This window comes from Pseudomonas sp. NPDC088444 (genome assembly GCF_044900175.1).
In the GTDB taxonomy this organism is placed as follows: domain Bacteria; phylum Pseudomonadota; class Gammaproteobacteria; order Pseudomonadales; family Pseudomonadaceae; genus Aquipseudomonas.
Map to the genome: position 1 here is coordinate 83422 of NZ_JBJDNK010000005.1, position 18023 is coordinate 101444.

The 18023-nt window shown below is 60.6% G+C and carries 18 protein-coding genes; 8 read left to right on the forward strand and 10 right to left on the reverse strand.

The window, feature by feature from the left end:
- Window positions 1-115: 115 nt before the first annotated feature.
- Window positions 116-1366, reverse strand: coding sequence for a flavin-containing monooxygenase (locus ACI2KB_RS11525; protein WP_404634523.1), 1251 nt, complete (start codon window positions 1364-1366; stop codon window positions 116-118).
- A gap of 327 nt (window positions 1367-1693) precedes the next feature.
- Between ACI2KB_RS11525 and ACI2KB_RS11530 the strand changes: the two genes are divergently transcribed.
- The 5 genes from ACI2KB_RS11530 (at window position 1694) to ACI2KB_RS11550 (ending at window position 7141) form a co-directional block, all read left to right on the forward strand.
- Entirely contained in the window at window positions 1694-2668 is a 975-nt protein-coding gene (locus tag ACI2KB_RS11530) for a LysR family transcriptional regulator (protein WP_404634525.1), read from the forward strand.
- A 383-nt stretch (window positions 2669-3051) separates the two neighbouring features.
- On the forward strand, window positions 3052-4575 hold the full coding sequence (locus ACI2KB_RS11535) for an amino acid ABC transporter permease/ATP-binding protein (RefSeq protein WP_404634527.1): 1524 nt from the start codon (window positions 3052-3054) through the stop codon (window positions 4573-4575).
- Window positions 4576-4612: 37 nt separating this feature from the next.
- On the forward strand, window positions 4613-5485 hold the full coding sequence (locus tag ACI2KB_RS11540; RefSeq protein WP_404634529.1) for a phytanoyl-CoA dioxygenase family protein: 873 nt from the start codon (window positions 4613-4615) through the stop codon (window positions 5483-5485).
- A gap of 27 nt (window positions 5486-5512) precedes the next feature.
- Entirely contained in the window at window positions 5513-6346 is an 834-nt protein-coding gene (locus ACI2KB_RS11545; RefSeq protein ID WP_404634531.1) for an ABC transporter substrate-binding protein, read from the forward strand.
- 63 nt (window positions 6347-6409) lie between these two features.
- Window positions 6410-7141, forward strand: a complete 732-nt coding sequence (locus tag ACI2KB_RS11550; protein ID WP_404634533.1) for a class II aldolase and adducin N-terminal domain-containing protein — start codon at window positions 6410-6412, stop codon at window positions 7139-7141.
- 95 nt (window positions 7142-7236) lie between these two features.
- On the opposite strand, the gene ACI2KB_RS11555 is transcribed toward ACI2KB_RS11550, so the two are convergent.
- The 6 genes from ACI2KB_RS11555 to ACI2KB_RS11580 all read right to left on the reverse strand — a co-directional run bounded on the left by ACI2KB_RS11555 (window position 7237) and on the right by ACI2KB_RS11580 (window position 11543).
- Window positions 7237-8151, reverse strand: a complete 915-nt coding sequence (locus ACI2KB_RS11555; RefSeq protein ID WP_404634535.1) for a LysR family transcriptional regulator — start codon at window positions 8149-8151, stop codon at window positions 7237-7239.
- 142 nt (window positions 8152-8293) lie between these two features.
- Window positions 8294-8686 (reverse strand): VOC family protein, encoded by a 393-nt coding sequence (locus ACI2KB_RS11560; protein ID WP_404634537.1) that lies wholly within the window; start codon window positions 8684-8686, stop codon window positions 8294-8296.
- 124 nt (window positions 8687-8810) lie between these two features.
- Window positions 8811-9164, reverse strand: coding sequence for a hypothetical protein (locus tag ACI2KB_RS11565; RefSeq protein WP_404634539.1), 354 nt, complete (start codon window positions 9162-9164; stop codon window positions 8811-8813).
- Window positions 9165-9304: 140 nt separating this feature from the next.
- Window positions 9305-9766, reverse strand: coding sequence for an Hsp20 family protein (locus ACI2KB_RS11570; RefSeq protein WP_404634541.1), 462 nt, complete (start codon window positions 9764-9766; stop codon window positions 9305-9307).
- Window positions 9767-9966: 200 nt separating this feature from the next.
- Window positions 9967-10479: a thioredoxin family protein gene (locus ACI2KB_RS11575; protein WP_404634543.1), complete on the reverse strand. Its 513-nt coding sequence runs from the start codon at window positions 10477-10479 to the stop codon at window positions 9967-9969.
- Between the two features lie 131 nt (window positions 10480-10610).
- On the reverse strand, window positions 10611-11543 hold the full coding sequence (locus ACI2KB_RS11580) for a LysR substrate-binding domain-containing protein (RefSeq protein WP_404635028.1): 933 nt from the start codon (window positions 11541-11543) through the stop codon (window positions 10611-10613).
- A 122-nt stretch (window positions 11544-11665) separates the two neighbouring features.
- Here ACI2KB_RS11580 and ACI2KB_RS11585 point away from each other — a divergent pair, with 122 nt between their 5' ends.
- Window positions 11666-12613: a DMT family transporter gene (locus tag ACI2KB_RS11585; RefSeq protein ID WP_404634545.1), complete on the forward strand. Its 948-nt coding sequence runs from the start codon at window positions 11666-11668 to the stop codon at window positions 12611-12613.
- Window positions 12614-12860: 247 nt separating this feature from the next.
- On the opposite strand, the gene ACI2KB_RS11590 is transcribed toward ACI2KB_RS11585, so the two are convergent.
- Window positions 12861-13163, reverse strand: coding sequence for a DUF1330 domain-containing protein (locus tag ACI2KB_RS11590; RefSeq protein WP_404634547.1), 303 nt, complete (start codon window positions 13161-13163; stop codon window positions 12861-12863).
- A gap of 74 nt (window positions 13164-13237) precedes the next feature.
- Window positions 13238-13915, reverse strand: a complete 678-nt coding sequence (locus ACI2KB_RS11595) for a type 1 glutamine amidotransferase domain-containing protein (RefSeq protein WP_404634549.1) — start codon at window positions 13913-13915, stop codon at window positions 13238-13240.
- 132 nt (window positions 13916-14047) lie between these two features.
- On the opposite strand from ACI2KB_RS11595, the gene ACI2KB_RS11600 reads away from it, so the two are divergent.
- Window positions 14048-14968, forward strand: coding sequence for a LysR substrate-binding domain-containing protein (locus ACI2KB_RS11600; protein ID WP_404634551.1), 921 nt, complete (start codon window positions 14048-14050; stop codon window positions 14966-14968).
- Window positions 14969-15009: 41 nt separating this feature from the next.
- Here the strand turns inward: ACI2KB_RS11600 and ACI2KB_RS11605 are convergent, their stop codons facing one another.
- Window positions 15010-15444: a GNAT family N-acetyltransferase gene (locus ACI2KB_RS11605; protein ID WP_404634553.1), complete on the reverse strand. Its 435-nt coding sequence runs from the start codon at window positions 15442-15444 to the stop codon at window positions 15010-15012.
- A 279-nt stretch (window positions 15445-15723) separates the two neighbouring features.
- On the opposite strand from ACI2KB_RS11605, the gene katG reads away from it, so the two are divergent.
- Window positions 15724-17985, forward strand: a complete 2262-nt coding sequence (gene katG, locus ACI2KB_RS11610; protein WP_404634555.1) for a catalase/peroxidase HPI — start codon at window positions 15724-15726, stop codon at window positions 17983-17985.
- The last annotated feature ends 38 nt before the right edge of the window (window positions 17986-18023 follow it).

Genomic DNA, 18023 nt, shown 5'->3' on the forward strand with positions numbered 1-18023 from the left:
TGTTTGCCCCAGCTTCACACCGGCCCCTGACGGGATAAACCAGCATTTGCGTGGGGTAGTGATTAGGAAAAACCGAAGGCCGGGACAGCCATGGGCTGTCCTGGGCGTATCCGGATCAGGACGGCTCGTACGCCATGTAATCGTTTTGCAGCACGATGTGGTCGGCGATGTATTTCGCGTCGTGCCACACGCCATAAATGAACGACGAGGCGCGGTTGACCAGGTTCGGCAGGCCGAGGAAGTAGATCCCGCTTTCAGCGCAGATGCCGCGCTTGTGGAACGGCTCGCCCTTGTCATCGAAGGCGTTGACCTGCAACCAGTGGAAGTCGAACTTGAAGCCGGTGGCCCACAGAATCGTAGTGATACCGGCCTGTTGCAGATCGAGGCTCAGCAGCGGATCGATAAGGCATTCCGGGTCGGGCAACAGCTCCCACGCCGAGGGTTCGGGCGGGAAGGGCAGGCCGTTCTGTTCGATGTAGGCGTCAGCATCACGCAGCACGTCGAAGTAGGCGCGATCGCCTTCGGCCACGTTTTCAGCCAGGCCCGGTTCGAAGGTCATCACGCCGTCGTTGTAGGTCTTGGTCAGCCCGACCAGGGTAATGCCCTGATGAGCCAGACGACGGAAATCGACGGTCTTGCCGCCTTCATAGCCGCTGACGGCAAAGGCCACGTGTTTCTTTTTCGGGGTGATGCGCACTTCGTCCCACAGGCCCAGCGCGCCCAGCCACCAGCAGTAATCGCGACCGCGATAGGCGCGGGGCGGGCGGTAGTGTTCGCCCACCGACAGATAGACCTTTTTGCCTGCGCGTTGCAGTTCTTCGGCGATCTGCGAACCTGAGGCGCCCGCGCCGATCACCAGCACCGCGCCCTCGGCCAACTGGCTCGGGTTCTTGTACGCAGAGGAGTGCAGCTGCTGAACGTTGGCGTGCTCCGGCACGATGTTCGGCACGGCCGGACGCTGGAACGGACCGGTGGCGGCGACCACGTTGCGCGCTTCGATCACGCCCTCGGAAGTGGTGACCTTGAAGCCCGGGCGCCCGCTGTGACGTTCGACCTTGAGCACTTCCACTCCGGTGCGCACGGGCGCCTTGAGCATGTCGACATAGGCTTCGAAATAGTCGGCCATGCGCTCTTTGGGCGGGAAGGCCTCGGGCGAGATGTTCTCGAATTTCAGGCTCGGAAAACGGTCATGCCAGGCCGGGCCGTTGGCGACCAGCGAGTCCCAGCGTTCGGAGCGCCAGCGTTCGGCGATGCGGTTTCGTTCCAGCACGACATGCGGCACGCCCATGAGCGAGAGGTGTTCGCTCATGGCGACACCGGCCTGGCCTGCACCGACCACCAAGGTGTTGATTGTTTCCACTGCCATTTGAGTTTCCTAAAGAGAATCGACCCTGATCGGTTTCGTCGATGCCCATGCACCGACGGCAGTCGAAGGCACAGGCGCCTTGCCGACTTCATTCATCCACGGCGCCAGTGTGCTCAAGGGGGGCTCGTATAGGAATTCTGCTTTTTGAACGTAGAGCTTAGGAAAAACCGAACCCTGCTTCGGCGCCCGAAACCCGATGATGGCAATTCGTCGCAGGGGTGTGATGACGGCCATTGACCGGCATGAACCCTGCAACCGACGACATCGATCGCTATTTAAAAGGTGGGCGCAATTGTTCGCTCACCTGCCAAAGCTGTGGAGGGCGTGATGCTCAGTCGTATTACCCAACGCCAACTGGAATATTTCGTCGCCTCAGGAGAAGCGGGCAGCATCAGCGCAGCGTCAGAGCGCATTCACGTGTCATCGCCGTCGATTTCGGCGGCCATCACCCATATGGAGGCCGAGTTAGGGATTCAGCTGTTCGTCCGCCATCACGCCCAGGGCATCTCGCTGACGGCGGTGGGACGGCAAGTGATGCAGGAGGCCAAACTCATCCTCGAACAGATGAGCAACCTCTACACCATTGCTTCGGAGTCCCTGAACACCGTGCGTGGCCCGTTGCGGGTCGGTTGCCTGCATTCGCTGGCGCCGATGATCACCCCCGAACTGGTGTTCGGTTTCGGTCGGGCCTTTCCCGGCGTGCGCATTTCCCAGGTCGAAGGCGACCACGAGCAGTTGCTGGAAAAGCTGCGCAGTTCGGAGATTGACATCGCACTGACGTACGACCTGGCCAGCAGCCCCGACATCGACTTCCAGCCACTGGCGAAACTTCCGCCCTACGTCATGGTGGGCGAGCATCACCCGCTGGCCCATCTTCCGGCAGTCAGTGTGCAGGATCTGGAAAACCACCCCATGGTGCTGCTCGACATCCCCTGGAGCCGGGAGTATTTCCTCAGCCTGTTCATACCCGCGGGCATCACGCCGAACATCGTGATGCGCTCCAGCAACCTGGAAACCGTGCGCGCCATGGTCGGCAACGGCATCGGTTACACCATCGCCAACGCTCGGCCCAAGGGCAACATTTCTCAGGACGGTAAACGCCTTGTACGCATTCGCATGGCAGGCGGCCTTCACCCTTTGCAACTGGGCTATGCCACGGCCAGCAATGCGCAATTGTCTCGGGTGGTGTCGGCCTTCACCGAGCGCTGCCGGATGTTCGTCTCGGACCAATACATCCCAGGCATGGCCGCGCCGAGCTTCTTCGACCCCCATACCGTCAAGGCGGGCACCCAGGCGCAGTGACGCCGGTGCACCACGGTTGATCATCTGTGGCGGCCAGCGCTGCTTCGGTTTTTCTCGCCCCAGTCGTAAATCAGAAACGAATTTAACCGCCCGCACCGGGCCTGCAGACTGCAGCCATCGGACACACCCAGGGACGACCACGGACACGCCGCACTGAAATGTGGCGCCCGCCGGATTGCGGATCGGCCAGAGCACTCTTGTGGTGCGGGTCAGGCCCGGCGCGACCTTGCATCGGTTCTGCCTACTCACTGGCGCGGTTAATCCTAATTGACCGGGAGCGACCCTCTCCACGAATCTCGTTTCAACGGTGCAGCCGTGGAAATGGGGTCGAACGGGCCTCTCGCGGTTGCACATTCAGATTTGATTAGTTGAGCGCGGCGACGATGACCTTCGACTGGAATTACATGTTTGGTTTGTTTCTCGACGCCGAGTTTTGGCGTGCGACATGGACCGTCATCAAGCTCAGTTTTGCCACTTGGATCCTCAGCATCGTGTTCGGCTTCTTCGTGGCATTGGCCAAGCAGTCGAAGCGCCCAGTGTTGAACGGTCCGGCGCGGGCCTACATCTGGTTGTTCCGCAGCATTCCGCTGCTGGTGCTGCTGATCTTCGTCTACAACGTGCCGCAGGCGTTTCCGGCGGCCTCGGTGGTGCTGGGCGACCCATTCTGGGCCGGTCTGCTGGCGATGGTGATGTGCGAAACCGCTTACGTCGCCGAGATTCATCGCGGCGGCCTGCTGTCGATTCACAAGGGCCAGACCGAAGCGGCGCGTGCGCTGGGCCTGCGCTTCATGGGTACGCAATGGCGGGTGGTCATTCCTCAGGCGCTGCGTGTGGCCTTGCCGTCGCTGGCCAACGAATACATCTCCATCGTCAAGCTCAGCTCGCTGGTGTCGGTGATCTCGCTGACCGAAATCCTCATGGTCGGCCAGCGCCTGTACTCGCAGAATTTCCTGGTGATGGAGACCATGGCGGCGGTCGCGTTCTACTACGTGCTGATCGTCACGGTGTTCGATTACCTGCTCAAGCGTCTGGAAAAGTACTTGGACGTCAACCAGCGCAATGTTTCGCGCAAGCCCGACGCTGAAGTACTGGCCTTGGCCACGCAACCGCGCAAGGCCGAGCCGCGTCAGGCGCCTGCCGGGGTCGAAGCACCCGCGTTGCAGGCCAACCGTTTGCACAAGGCCTACAACAACGTCGAGGTGTTGGGCGCGGTCAGCCTGAAGATTCAACCGGGTGAGGTGGTGTCGGTGATCGGGCCGTCAGGCTCGGGCAAAACAACCCTGATTCGCCTGCTCAACGGCCTTGAGCAGATCGACAACGGCGACATCCAGATCAACGGCCAGCCGTTCATTCACCTGAACAAGCAGGGCGCGCAGAAAGCCGAGTACATCGAACACGCCGAGCACCGCCTGAGCATCGGCATGGTGTTCCAGAGCTTCAACCTGTTCCCGCACCTGAACGTGCTCGACAACCTCCTTATGGCGCCGCGTTACCACCGCATGGGCGCGCTGGCCGATCTCAAGCAAGAGGCCTACGCGCTGCTGCACAAGGTGGGAATGCTCGATCACGCCTGGAAATACCCGAGCCAGCTTTCCGGTGGCCAACAGCAACGCGTGGCGATTGCCCGAGCGTTGATGATGCGCCCGCAAATCATGTTGTTCGACGAGCCGACCTCGGCGCTGGACCCGGAAAAGGTCAACGAGGTGCTGCAAGTCATCGAAGCCCTCGCGCAAGAAGGCATCACCATGGTGATCGTCACCCACGAAATGAACTTCGCCTTCAAGGTGTCCGACCGGATCGTTTTCATGGAGAAGGGCCGCGTGGTGTGTGACGACAAACCCCAGGTGCTGCGCAACGGCCATAACCCACGCGTCGAAGCCTTCCTCAAGGATGTCTCGCTGGCGTGACCCCTCTCATTGTTCAAGTTTTGGAAAAGGTAAGCACATGATCGAGCAAGCGCAGATTGAGCAGTTCCACCGGGACGGCGTTCTGGTGGTGGAAGGGGTCCTCTCGGCAGAGGAAGTGGCGGCGCTGCAACACGACTTCGATCAGTGGGTGGAAGAGAGCCGCAGCCACGAAAAAGGCTGGGGCGAGACCATCGATGGCCGCGCACGTTTTGACCTTGAAGGCGACCACCGTGCGGATCACCCGTCGCTGCGCCGGGTCAGTTCGCCGACCGAAATTTCCAGGGCGTACTACCAGGTCGCGCTGCAATCACGCATGGCGCAGATCGCCGCTCAGTTGATCGGTGGCAACGGCACGCGCTTTCACCACAGCAAGATCAACTCCAAGCTGCCGCACACCGCGACCCAGGTGAAGTGGCACCAGGATTTCCTGTTCACCCCACACAGCAACGACGACATCGTCACCGCGCTGTTGATGGTCAGTGACGTGACCCCGGAAAACGGTCCCCTGAACGTGATCCCCGGCAGCCACAAAGGCCCGCTGTGGTCGCACTGGCATGACCAGCGTTTTACGGGAGCGGTGGATGATCAAGTGGTCGCCGAGCATTGCCAGACCCCGGTTGCCTGCTTCGGTCCGGCTGGCTCCGTGTGCTTCATGCACACCCGTTTGCTGCACGCTTCAAGCCCTAACGAGACCGAGCTGCCGCGCACTCTGTTCATCGGCGTCTACGCCGCGGAAGACGCGCTGCCATTCGGCGAAAACCCTCTGCCCAGTGAGCATTCCGGCCTGATGGTGGCCGGTGAAGAAAGTGGCCTCGTGCGCTCCACGGCCAATCAGGTGCGTCTGCCGCAAAAGCCGCGTGGCGCCTCTTTCTTCGTGCAACAGGCCGGACAAGACCAAGCTTCTGCCTAACTACTCTTAACCTTGCGGGGATTTACCATGACAGCGTTGCACAAGTTTGTTCGCCCAATTGCTTTGAGTCTGGTTGGCGCAGCGGTCGCCATGACCTCGTTGGCTGCGTCGGCTTTCCAGAAAGACGGCACGATCATCGCCGGTTCCGACGTGACCTTCTTCCCCTACGAATACATGGACAAGAACACCCCGGCCGGTTTCGACATCGAGTACATGGAGGGCCTGGGCAAGATCATGGGGCGTAAGGTCGAGACCGTCGACACGCGCTTCCCTAACCTGATCACTGGCCTTCAGGGCGGTCGTTTCGACGTCACCAACTCGTCGATGTACATCACCGCCGAGCGCGTGAAAGTCATCGACATGATTCCGTACCTGAAAAGCGGCGAATCGATTCTTTCGGTCAAGGGCAGCGACTACCAGCCCAAGCGTCCTGAAGATTTCTGCGGCCACAAGATCGGCTCCATGGCTGCCACCTCCTGGCTGGCACAGATGAACAAATTGTCGCAAGAGTATTGCGTCAAGAACGGCCTGAAGCCGATCGCGATCAGCGAGTACGCCACCGATCCGCAAACCACTCAAGCGATGCTCGCTCACGCGGTTGAAGCGCAAATCACCGACGCCGCCGTGGCCCGTGGTGTGGTCGAAAAACTCGGCAGCCGCGTGGTGATTTCTTCCGACACCCTGATCTACCCGGTGCTCAACGGCTTCGGCGTGAAGAAGGGCAACGACGACATCAAGGCCGCGTTGGTTGACGCCATGGCCAAGTACCGGGCCACCCCGGAATACACCGCGCTGCTGAAGAAGTACAACTTCGAAGCCCCGACCGATGCAGACATCGCCGAGCTGATGCCTAAACCCTGACCGGACCTGAAGTGCGTGCCGCGCCTGGCTTCTCAGTAGGCGCGGCACGTCGGAGAGCGATTCATGGCGTTATCAATTGAAGAGCAGGCGCGCATCGATCTGGCCGCCACCTTTCGCATCGTCGCCCATCTGGGGATGCACGAAGCGGTGGCCAACCACTTCAGTGCGGCAGTCTCAGCCGATGGCAAACAGTTTCTGATCAACCCGAAGTGGAAACACTTCTCGCGCATTCGTGCCAGTGACCTGTTGCTGCTGAACGCCGATGATCCGGCCTGCGCCGAACATCCTGATGTGGATTCGACCGCGTGGTCGATTCACGGGCAGATTCACCAACGCCTGCCGGAAGCGCGTGCGGTGCTGCATTTGCACCCGGTCTACACCACCGCCGTGGCGTGCCTGGCCAAGCCGCAAGTGCTGCCGGTGGACCAGAACACCGCGCGTTATTTCAATCGCGTGGCAGTGGATGAAATGTATGGCGGTATGGCGGACACCGAAGCCGAAGGCGCACGCCTGGCCGGGTTGCTGGATGGCAAGCGTCGCCTGCTGATGGGCAACCACGGCGTGATGGTCATTGCCCCGGACATCGGCGAAGCGTTCGACGACATCTGGACCCTGGAACGGGCCTGCCAGATCCTCGTCACCGCCTGGTCCACTGGGCAGCCCCTGCGGGTGCTGTCAGACGAGGTGGCTGAAAAAACGGCGAAAGGCTGGGAAAAAATCACCGACTTTTCCCGTCGCCATTTCGAGGAAATGAAGCAGTTGATGATCGACGCCGATCCGTCGCTGCTGGATTGAGCCGATTGCGGTGCGCTCAATGGCTCACGCTGACGCACGCTCACGGGGAGTGTGCAACTATAGAATCCCCCGCAGGATTGCGTGTTTGTTGCTGTTCACGGCAATGGCCCCATCGGTTGCAATTCCCTGATCAGCTCCACGAGCAGGCGAAGGCCGACCGGCAGTTGCCGGAAGTTCGCGTAGTACAGGTGAAACCCCGGATCGATATGGGCCCAGTCCGCCAGCACTTCACGCAACCTGTCGTCGGCCAGATAGGGCGCGGCGACGGCGGCGGGGACGTACAGAACGCCCGCGCCCCGTGTTGCCAGCGTCAGCCCGATGCGGCTTTCGTCGAGCATGATGGTGCCGGGTACGTCGACTTCCAGCACTTCATCGTCTTTCATGAACTGCCAGTGGTAGGTCTTGCCGTTGCCCAGGCGGATACGCAGGCAGCGGTGTTGCATGAGGTCGTGGGGGTGCAGCGGGGTGCCGAAACGTTCCAGGTATTGCGGTGAGGCCACGACTGACCAGCGAATGTCCGGCGACAGGCGTTGAGCGATCATGTCCACTGGCACCGTACCGCCGATGCGGATGCCTGCGTCATGGCCGTCGCCGATCACGTCGACCATTTTGTTGGTGACGGTCAGCTCGATTTCGATGGCGGGATAGCGCTCGATGAACTCCGGCAGCACAGGCCCCAGCAGCAATTCGGCGCCGTCGCTCAGGACATTGAGCCGGATGCGTCCGGCCGGTTCGTCACGCAGACGGTTCAGGGCCTCCAGCGCCTGGCCGATGTCGTGGACTGGCGTGCTGATCAGGTGTTCCAGTTCTTCGCCCGCGGCGGTCAATGTCACGCTGCGGGTGGTGCGATTCAGCAACCGCACGCCAAGTCGTTCTTCCAGCCCCTTCATGGCGTGGCTCAGGGCGGACGCACTGATCCCCACGTCGAGACCCGCACGGCTGAAGCTGCGATGCCGGGCGATGGCGAGGAAATAAACGATGTCTGCCAGATTGGCACGGCTGAGGTGCATTTGGGGCTCCGCAAGCTGGAGAGGAGGGTTAGCACGCGGAGAGGCTAAGGGACTAGGCCGAACCTGATAATGGGGTTATTGCGAATGCTCTCATGAGTGAGGCTCATCAATCCCGGGCAATCAGGTCGCTGGCCCCAGAAACTCAGCGCGTGGGCGCAGCAAGCAATTCGGAAATCTCGATCAGGTTCAAGTCCGGATCGCGTACATACACCGAACGGATCGGCCCCGTAGCGCCCGTGCGCTGGACCGGGCCTTCGATGATGGGCCATTGCTCGGCGTTCAGGCGTTCGATCACCGCTTCAAGGCCGATGCTGGCGATAAAACACAAATCCAGTGCCCCCGGCACCGGCAGGTGCGCCTTGGGTTCGAACTCCCGGCCACGTTCATGGACGTTGATTTTCTGCTGGCCGAAACGAAACGCCAGACGGCCATTGCCGAAAGTTTCAGGCTGCATGCCCATGACGCGCACGTAGAAGTCTTTGCAGGCGTGTATGTCGACAGTAGTCAGAACGAGGTGATCAAGGTGGTCGATCATGATGGGCTCGGGTTCGGGTTCGGGCTGAGGTACGGAGGCACCCCAGGGAAACTGTTCAGTCGGGAGAGAGTGAAGCATGAGAACGTGGCGGCCGGAAGCGCCGCCCGCCACGATTGTGCGAATGTCAGCTTCTCAAATCAGTCTTCTTGTCACCGCAGGGCATTTTCGGCTTTTCATCAGGGTGGAATTCACCTGTGAGGTGCTGCTCGCTCAAGCGCTGGGTCAGGACCTGCTCGATGTCATTGACCGCAGCTCGGTCATGCAGGTCATCGACCAGCAGCCACAACCGAGGCAGATTCTGAAAGTAGGCGTCGTCGATCTTGACGTCCTGGGTCAATTCCCGATCCATCCGCCAGAGGCATTCGCGCTGCGAGGTCTCGGGGTCCTGAGGCCAGGTTTCGGAAGTGGTCAGCCAGACTTCGTGGAAGTCGTGAAGGTTGGTTTTTTTGAGTTTTTCCAACGGTACGAATGTATTCACGGCATCACCTGTATGCGAATGGATTGCACGGCCCGGCGGTTTGCCAGAGCCTGTCCTCTGTTGCAGCGTCGTACATCTACTAGGGCCAAGGCTGCTCGGCGGAGTTCCATCGGATTAAGGTTGGAAAAGCTGCTCGCGCTTCAATGCCGATTGACTTGCCGTCGGTCCGGCCCGCTGCCGGGGGTGTGAATGCGAATGTGCCGAGACTGGCTCTCATCGGGCACGACCCGCAGCAGAAACACGATCAACAGGCCGTTTTCGAAGGTCGCACCTTGCACTTCGATGTGGTCCGCCAGATGAAAGACCATGCGAAACGCACCGTGGGCGATGCCTTGATGCAGGTAGGTCGCGCCTGCGTCCGTGTCGCGCTCGCCGCCGCAGACGGTGAGCACGCCTTTTTCGACCTGCAGGTCCAGGTCGTCGGCGGACAGCCCGGCAGCGGCAATGACCACACGATAATGATCGTCGCCATAACGTTCGACGTTGTGAGGGGGGTAGCCCGTGGCTGTTTCGCTGTGCAGCGCTGACTCGAAGAAATCGTTGAACCGATCGAATCCCACCGATTGGCGGAACAGCGGAGCCAGTGAGCTTGCAGTGGCCATGTCCGAATCTCCTGACGATTTCCGGTGATCGAGACGCGAGTCGCAGATCGGCTTCGCACACTATGCAGTTAGGCTCACCGCCAGAAAAAAACAAGCGCAACGCCAAGTATTTCAATCAGCCCGTTGGCGGTCCGGATTGTCGGCGGCAGCGGCACGGCGGACGCCACCGCAGGCAAGCCATGCTGCTACAGGGCGGGGTGTCAGTTCTGGTTGTTGGGGGCTTCGAAAATTGCCAGCAGGTCCTGAATGGTGCTTTCCAGATAAAGACCTGCTCGATAATCCGCTTTCAACGCATCGCCACCTTGCGCCACTGCGTGTGGGCGTTCGATGAAACGGCCGATCAACTGGAAATCCTGATCGAGCACCAACACCAACGGGATTGAAATCCGCTCCAGGGCCAAAGGGCCTTTCAACGCGTCCTCGGCGCGGCTTTTGGTGATGAGCGCCAGATCGATGAAAGGATTCAGGCGCTGCAACGCGTCCATTGCAGCCAGATTGATCTGGCAATCGGGGCACCACATCTCTGCGGCGGCCAGCAGATGGAAACGGCTTTTCAGCGTTTCCAGTCGTTGCTGTGTGGCCGCGCTGAGCGCATTCGGCGCAGCCAGTTTTTGCTGAATGCTACGCACTGCGTCGATTTCTGCGGGCAGACCATGGCTGACGAAATCATCGAAGGTCTGGCCGATGGCGAAGAGGTCCTGATAGGTGGTCATGATGAGAGGCTCTGTGGTCAATCTGATGAGGAATCCCAGCAGAAACCTGCGTCGGCTGCAATAACGAACGGCGTCCGTCGGTCCACCGTGATTACCCTGTGGGAAGTCGCCGTTCGCCCGACCCGGGCCTTTCATTGAACCCGACTGTACCCCGAACGAAGCGCATCTTCCTGCGCCGAGGCCAGCAACCACCGGCGAAACACCTCGGCGCAGGGCGACAACTGGCGGTGCTTCACCGACACCAGAAATTCGCCCAGGCCTGTGATGCACTGAAAATCAGTGACCCGCTGCAATTCGCCCTTGGCCACGGCTTCGTCGGCCATGAAGGTCCAGGCCATGCCGATGCCCATGCCTTGCAGCACGGCGCGGTAGGCCAGGGTCAACTGGTTGAACACCGGGGCTTTGTCCGGGGGCGAATAGTCGTGGCCCAAGTAATCGAACCATTGTTGCCAGTCCAGGCAGTGCCAGGCGGAGGTGTCGATCTGCACCAGATTGGCGTTGGCCAGGTCATCCAGGGTCTTGATACCTGAGGTGTCGAAATCCGGATGAGCTGCGGGGTAGACGATTTCCGGCAACAGGAAGTCGCTGTCCAGTGACGCCCATTCGCCCGCCCCGTACAGCACGCCAAGGTCGAAATCGTTGAGGCTGGCGTCGTCGATTTCGTTGATGGCGTGGACGTGTACGGCGATGTCCGGATAGGCCTTGTTGAACTCGATCAGCTTGGGGAACAGCCAGAACTGCGCCAGTGCGTGGGTTGCCAGTACCGAGACGGCGTTGGACTGGTGCACGTTACGGATGCGCGTGACGCTCTGGTACATCGTCGTCAGCATCACGTTGACCGTCATCAGCAATTCCTCCCCCGCACGGGTCAGGGCAACGCCTCGGGGCTTGCGCTCGAACAGCGGTACGCCGACGCAGTCCTCCAATTGGCGCATCTGTTTGCTCACGGCGCTCTGGGTCAGAAACAGCTCGGAGGCCGCAGCCGTGAAGCTGTTATGGCGTCCGACGGCCTCGAACGTGATCAGCGTTTCCAGCGGGGGCAGGGTGCGCAGGTAGCGGTTGATGACGGTTCTCCTTCAGAGGTGGTACGACATTCCACTGGGGAATGGGTCGCTGACTTTTTATCGCATGTGGGGAGTATTGGCCATCGCTAGAATCTCGCCAAACAATCAGGCGGGTCGATGAAATGAACGGTGGGATGGCGTACGCGCTGTTGGCAGGGGCGATCTGGGCCGGGGTGATCATGGCGCCCTCGTTGTTGCCGGAGTTCAACGCGGTGCTGATCAGCAGTGCGCGGTTTGCCCTGTACGGGGCGGTATCGCTGCTGATTGCGCTGCCGTTCGCGTCTCGCCTGTTCTCCCGAGTGACCCGCACGGACCTGGGCATGCTGCTGCGGTTGTCCCTGACCGGTAATGTTTTGAACTACGCCCTGCTGGGCGCCTCGATCCAGCTCACCGGGGTGACGGCGGCTGCACTCATCAACGGCATGATGCCGATTGCGATCACCTTTCAGGGCCGCCATGACGCAGGCTCGCTGCCGATCTCGAAACTCAAGCTGCCGTTGTTGATGGTATTCCTCGGGATCGTATCGATCTGTTTGCAGCACGCGGTCCAGCCTGCAACCGGGATGTCACTGTCGTCGCAAATGCTCGGCCTGGCCTGCGGACTGTCTGGCGTGGTGAGCTGGTCCTGGTACGCCACCCGCAACAGCCGCTATCTCAAGCAAAGCAGCTTCAACAGCAGCGAGTGGTCGACCTTGCTGGGGATCGTCACGGGCGCGGTGGCTATCGTCTTCGGCCTGCTGGCGTTGATGCTGTTCCCCAACCTGATTCCGACGAACATCGACAGTGGCCGTTGGGAAACCTTCCTCTGGGTGTGCCTGTTCCTGGCGTTTTGCGGGTCCTGGCTGGCCAACGGTTTGTGGAACGCCTGTTCACGGCGCATGGCGGCATCCCTGAGCGGGCAGATGATCGTGTTTGAAACCGTGTTCGCCTGCGTCTACGGATTCATCTACACCCGGCATTTCCCTGGCTTCGTGGAAGTGGCATCGATCCTCTTACTGGTCGGCGGCGTGGTCTGGTCAGCGCGGCGCCATCAGGTACCGGTGGTGAAGCTGGATCAGCCGAGGTGTTGAGGGAGGCACTCAAGCTGCGACAGATTCCATGTGGGCTGACAAACTGCATTCGCCATCAAGGCGGCTCCCACAAAGATCGCGCCGGACAGAAGACTTTGGATCGACGGAGAATCTGTGGGAGCCGGCTTGCTGGCGAATGCGATGTGCCAGCCGCCTTTTCGCGTCTGACACACCGATCTCGCCAGCAGCCGGCTTCTACAGTTACGCGAGCGATCGCTTCATTTCATATCCGCACTGCTCCGCGGATTCAAACAGGCACTACATCACTGCCTTCCACCAACAACATCCGGTATTGCGCTCCTTTGAGGCGGTGCTCACGCGCTGCCTGATAGGCCGGGCTGTCGTACCAGGCGCGGGCGGCGGCCATGTCGGGAAAGCGTAGGATCGCCGCGCCTTCAGCAGTGGGGCCTTCGAGGACGTCGAGCGCGCCATAGAATGCCACGCGCGTGATGTCATGGCCTGCACGGGCGGCAGGCGCCATGTCGGCATACTGCTGTAACGCTGTCGGGTCGGTGGTGTTGTCGCGGATAAAAATCACGTAAGCGGACATGTTTAACTCCTGATCGAATCGATTGAAGGGGACAGGCGATGCAATAGCCCGGCAGTAAGGCCGGGCTATTGGTTTCAGGCACCTTGGCGCAGCGCCTCGACGATCGCTTTGGCCAGTGGACCACCGGAGGCCGGGTTCTGCCCCGTGAACAGGCGACCATCGACCACGACTTTTTCCTGCCAGACATCCGTTGACGAATAGTCCGCGCCTTCTTCACGCAATGCGCTCTCCAGCAGGAACGGCACATCGGCCTGGGCGTAACCGGATTCTTCGTCGTTGGAGAACGAGGTCAGCTTGCGACCACTGACCAGCGGGGTGCCGTCTTTCAGTTTGGCGCCGAGGAATGCGGCAGGCCCGTGGCACACGGCAGTGACGATCTTGCCGCCATTCCAGGCGCGCTCCACGGCACGTTTCACTTCAGGATCATGGGCGATGTCGACCATCGGGCCGAGGCCGCCGGGGAAGAAAATCGCGTCGTAATCCAGCACATCGACTTCCGACAGTTTGCGGCTGTGGGCCATGCGGCGAATGGCGTTGCTGTTGCGGAAGGCCAGTTGCGCCGGGTCGCTGTCGTCGTAGCCGTCTTCCGGCGGGGTGCCGCCCAGCGGCGAGGCGTATTCCACGGCCACACCTGCTTCAGAGAACACTTCATAAGGGTGCGCGACTTCCGGGAAAAAATAGCCGGTAGGGCGTTTGTTCGGGCCGATTTCAGCGGCGTTGGTCAGGATGAACAGAACGTGTTTGATCGACATGGCAAGTTCCTCGTAACAGTGGGTTGGCGCTGGAATTGGCGGATTCCGTTGGTTGGGGTAACTTTGCCCCACGCCCAGATATTCGAGAAATTTACTTATCTGATTTCAGATATTCACAGAGCGTTATGAGCCATGCGATACGACCTCAACCTGTTGCCCGTTTTCCTAGCGCTGATGGAGGAGCGTAGCGTCACCCGCGCCGCTGCGCGCCTGGGGATTACCCAGCCTGCGCTCTCCAACGCCTTGAACCGGCTGCGCGACACCCTGCGTGACCCACTGTTCATCCGCGAACGTTATGGCATCAAACCGACGCCGTTCGCCGAGGAGATCGCACCGGGCATCAGCGAGACCCTGACTCGGCTCGATGACTTGATTCTTGGCAGGCAGGCGTTCGATCCGGCCACGTCTGCGCGCCAATTTCAGATTGCGCCGAACAGTTATGTGGAAATCGTGCTGATGCCCAGCGTCATCGCCCGCCTGCGTGAATTGGCGCCGGGGATCAAGGTCTCGCTGGTGCCGTTCGGCAGCGACCTGACGGAAACCGGTCTGGTGTCGGGCACCACAGACATGGTGCTGGGACGTATCGTCGACCCGCCTGATAACCTGATCCTTCAACACGTTCTGGATGACGGCCTTGCGTGTGTCGTTCGCGCCGACCATCCCGAAATCGGCGACAGCCTTTCTCGCGAACAATACGAAGCGCTGCGCCACGTCAACGTGCTGCCGCCGGGGCGTCTGCGGGTGGGGCTGTTTCAGGCGCTGGAACGGCAAGGACTGCGTCGGGAACTGGCGATTTCGGTGACACATTTTCTGGCCGTCCCCGAAATCATTGCCGCCACCGACTATTGCGCGACATTGCCACGGCTGATCTGCAACCAGATCGCCAGAGACACACGGCTCAAGGTCCTGGCCGCGCCGGTGGATCTGGGTACGTTCCCCGTGGACATGGCCTGGCACGTGCGCTATCGCAACGACCCCGCGCACCAATGGTTGCGCCAGTTGCTCATCGAAACGGCGGCAGGGCTGAGCGGAGCAGAACACCACCCCCTGTAGCGGTCCGGCCGGGCGGCGCTCCGCTAGTCGGCGGCGTTATCTCAAGCGTTCTCATTTCCCGGCCGGGTAAACGAATAACGATCGATGTCCTGCCGTAACTGCCAGCCGCGGTTTCGCCAATAGCGGGCGGCAGTCTCGTTGCCCTTGAGCACGTCCAGATGGCATTTGCCAATACCCAGCGCTTCCAGGCTCGACAGGCAGCGTTGCACCAATTCATTGGCGATCCCCATCTGCCGGAACTCAGGCAATACCAGCAAATGCTGTAAATAGCCCCGACGCCCGTCGTGCCCGCACATCACACAACCGCACAGGCCAGACTCGTTTTCGGCGACAAAGCTCATGCCGGGATTGCGTTGCAGGTAGCGGGCGGTGGCCTCGCGAGAGTCGGCGTCACGAATTGAAATGCCGGGCGTGTTACTCATCAATGCGAGAACGGCGTCGTAGTCGTCCATCGTCATGACACGAATGTTGATCATGGGCAGGCCTGTGGTCTGGCGAATTCGGCAGGGTAACAGAGCCGATTGAGAACGCTGTAACAGCGATGCTGACAGTCTCCGTCTATCACCCCCCAATGCTCCGCCTATTAGACCTTGCGCCGATCAGGGCTACCCTTGATCTAGCATCGGCGAACGCCGTGCCGCTGAACCCTGATAAGGCGATAACAATAAGCACCCTGTGCTCCTGAGCTCCTTCATTCCGGCCTGAATCCTGCGTGGGCTCGGCAACGGGATGATTCCGATCAAAGGTAGATCAACATGGCAACTGAATCGAAATGCCCGTTCAACCACGCTGCTGGCGGCGGTACGACGAACCGCGACTGGTGGCCGAACCAACTGAATCTGAACATCCTCCATCAACACTCCTCACTGTCCGACCCCATGGGCGAAGGCTTCGATTACGCCAAGGCGTACAAGAGCCTGGATTTTGCGGCGGTCAAGAAAGACCTGGAAGCGGTGATGACGAACTCGCAGGACTGGTGGCCTGCTGATTTCGGTCACTACGGCCCGTTGTTCATTCGCATGGCCTGGCACAGCGCCGGGACGTATCGCACCGGGGACGGGCGCGGAGGGGCGGGGTCGGGGCAGCAACGCTTTGCTCCTCTCAATAGCTGGCCGGACAACGTCAGTCTGGACAAGGCCCGACGGCTGATCTGGCCGGTCAAACAGAAATATGGCAACAAGATTTCCTGGGCGGACCTGATCGTGCTCACCGGCAACGTGGCGCTGGAGTCCATGGGCTTCAAAACCTTTGGTTTTTCCGGTGGGCGCCGGGACGTGTGGGAGCCTGATCAAGACGTGTATTGGGGCACCGAAACCACTTGGCTCGGCGGCGAAGAGCGCTACGGCGCGCACAAGGACATGGAGCAACCCGGACAGGGGGATCTGGTCGCCGAACCGGCCAAGCATGGCGAAGAAAAAAGCCGCACGGATGGCGAGCGCAATCTGGAAAATCCGCTGGCTGCCGTGCAGATGGGGCTGATTTACGTCAACCCGGAAGGTCCGGATGGCAACCCCGATCCGGTCAAGTCCGCATTCGACATCCGTGAAACCTTTGGTCGCATGGCGATGAACGATGAAGAAACCGTCGCGTTGATCGCCGGTGGACACGCTTTCGGAAAAACCCACGGTGCAGGCCCGGCAGATAACGTCGGGCCGGAGCCGGAGGCGGCAGGGCTGGAAGAGCAAGGCTTTGGCTGGCGCAATAAGTTCGGCAGCGGCAAGGGGGGCGACACGATCACCAGCGGACTGGAGGTGACCTGGACCTCGACCCCAACGAAATGGAGCAACGAGTACCTGGAAAACCTGTTCAATTTCGACTGGGAGCTGACCAAAAGCCCGGCGGGCGCCCATCAGTGGAAGCCCAAAAATGGCGCAGGCGCGAACACCATTCCTCACGCCCACGACCCGAGCAAACGCCAGGAACCGCGCATGCTCACCTCGGACCTGGCGCTGCGTTTCGATCCGGCGTACGAGAAAATTTCCCGACGCTTCAAGGACAATCCCGATCAATTGGCCGATGCCTTCGCCCGCGCCTGGTTCAAGTTGACGCACCGCGACATGGGACCACTGGCGCGTTATCTGGGCCCGGAAACGCCGACCGAAGAGCTGCTTTGGCAAGACCCGTTGCCTGCGCCGAAAGGTCCATCAGTGGATGACAGCGACGTGGCTGCGCTCAAAAACAAGGTGCTGGAGTCGGGGCTGACGGTCTCACAACTGGTGTCCGCAGCGTGGGCGGCGGCCTCCACATTCCGTGGTTCGGACAAGCGCGGTGGCGCCAATGGCGGGCGTTTGCGCCTTGCGCCGCAGAAAGACTGGCCTGCCAACCAGCCTGCACAACTGGCGAACGTATTGCAGGTGCTGGAACGTATTCAGGGCGAGTTCAATGGCGGGCAGGGCAAGCACGTATCGCTTGCCGACCTGATCGTGATCGCCGGTAATGCTGGGGTTGAAAAGGCGGCGCAAGCGGCCGGGCAAACCGTGACCGTGCCGTTTGCGCCAGGTCGGGTGGATGCGTCCCAGGAGCAGACCGATGTTGAGTCGTTTGGCTTTCTTGAGCCCATTGCCGACGGCTTCCGCAACTACCTCAAGGGCACGTACAAGGTTTCAGCGGAAAAGCTGCTGGTGGACAAGGCGCAACTGCTGACGCTGTCGGCACCGGAGATGACCGTGCTGCTGGGCGGTCTGCGGGTGTTGGGGGCGAATGTCGATCAGAGCAAGCATGGGGTGTTCACCACGCGTCCCGAAGTGCTGACCAACGACTTCTTCAAAAACCTGCTGGACATGAGCGTGGAGTGGAGGCCTACCTCGGCCAGCAACGATACCTTTGAGGGACGGGACCGCAAGACCGGTGCGGTGAAATGGACGGGGACGCGGGTGGATCTGGTGTTTGGCTCCCATGCTCAACTGCGCGCCATTTCGGAGGTGTATGGCAGCGACGATGCCCATGAGAAATTCGTGAAGGATTTCGTGGCGGCCTGGACGAAAGTGATGAACCTGGACCGGTTCGACCTGCGTTGATCTGACGATAACGCAACCCCTCCTGTGGGAGCGAACTC

Coding starts and splice junctions, on each gene's coding strand:
- ACI2KB_RS11525 (WP_404634523.1), bottom strand. CDS start 1,366: ATGGCAGTGGAAACAATCAACACCTTGGTGGTCGGTGCAGGCCAGGCC.
- ACI2KB_RS11530 (WP_404634525.1), top strand. CDS start 1,694: ATGCTCAGTCGTATTACCCAACGCCAACTGGAATATTTCGTCGCCTCA.
- ACI2KB_RS11535 (WP_404634527.1), top strand. CDS start 3,052: ATGACCTTCGACTGGAATTACATGTTTGGTTTGTTTCTCGACGCCGAG.
- ACI2KB_RS11540 (WP_404634529.1), top strand. CDS start 4,613: ATGATCGAGCAAGCGCAGATTGAGCAGTTCCACCGGGACGGCGTTCTG.
- ACI2KB_RS11545 (WP_404634531.1), top strand. CDS start 5,513: ATGACAGCGTTGCACAAGTTTGTTCGCCCAATTGCTTTGAGTCTGGTT.
- ACI2KB_RS11550 (WP_404634533.1), top strand. CDS start 6,410: ATGGCGTTATCAATTGAAGAGCAGGCGCGCATCGATCTGGCCGCCACC.
- ACI2KB_RS11555 (WP_404634535.1), bottom strand. CDS start 8,151: ATGCACCTCAGCCGTGCCAATCTGGCAGACATCGTTTATTTCCTCGCC.
- ACI2KB_RS11560 (WP_404634537.1), bottom strand. CDS start 8,686: ATGATCGACCACCTTGATCACCTCGTTCTGACTACTGTCGACATACAC.
- ACI2KB_RS11570 (WP_404634541.1), bottom strand. CDS start 9,766: ATGGCCACTGCAAGCTCACTGGCTCCGCTGTTCCGCCAATCGGTGGGA.
- ACI2KB_RS11575 (WP_404634543.1), bottom strand. CDS start 10,479: ATGACCACCTATCAGGACCTCTTCGCCATCGGCCAGACCTTCGATGAT.
- ACI2KB_RS11585 (WP_404634545.1), top strand. CDS start 11,666: ATGAACGGTGGGATGGCGTACGCGCTGTTGGCAGGGGCGATCTGGGCC.
- ACI2KB_RS11590 (WP_404634547.1), bottom strand. CDS start 13,163: ATGTCCGCTTACGTGATTTTTATCCGCGACAACACCACCGACCCGACA.
- ACI2KB_RS11595 (WP_404634549.1), bottom strand. CDS start 13,915: ATGTCGATCAAACACGTTCTGTTCATCCTGACCAACGCCGCTGAAATC.
- ACI2KB_RS11600 (WP_404634551.1), top strand. CDS start 14,048: ATGCGATACGACCTCAACCTGTTGCCCGTTTTCCTAGCGCTGATGGAG.
- ACI2KB_RS11605 (WP_404634553.1), bottom strand. CDS start 15,444: ATGATCAACATTCGTGTCATGACGATGGACGACTACGACGCCGTTCTC.
- katG (WP_404634555.1), top strand. CDS start 15,724: ATGGCAACTGAATCGAAATGCCCGTTCAACCACGCTGCTGGCGGCGGT.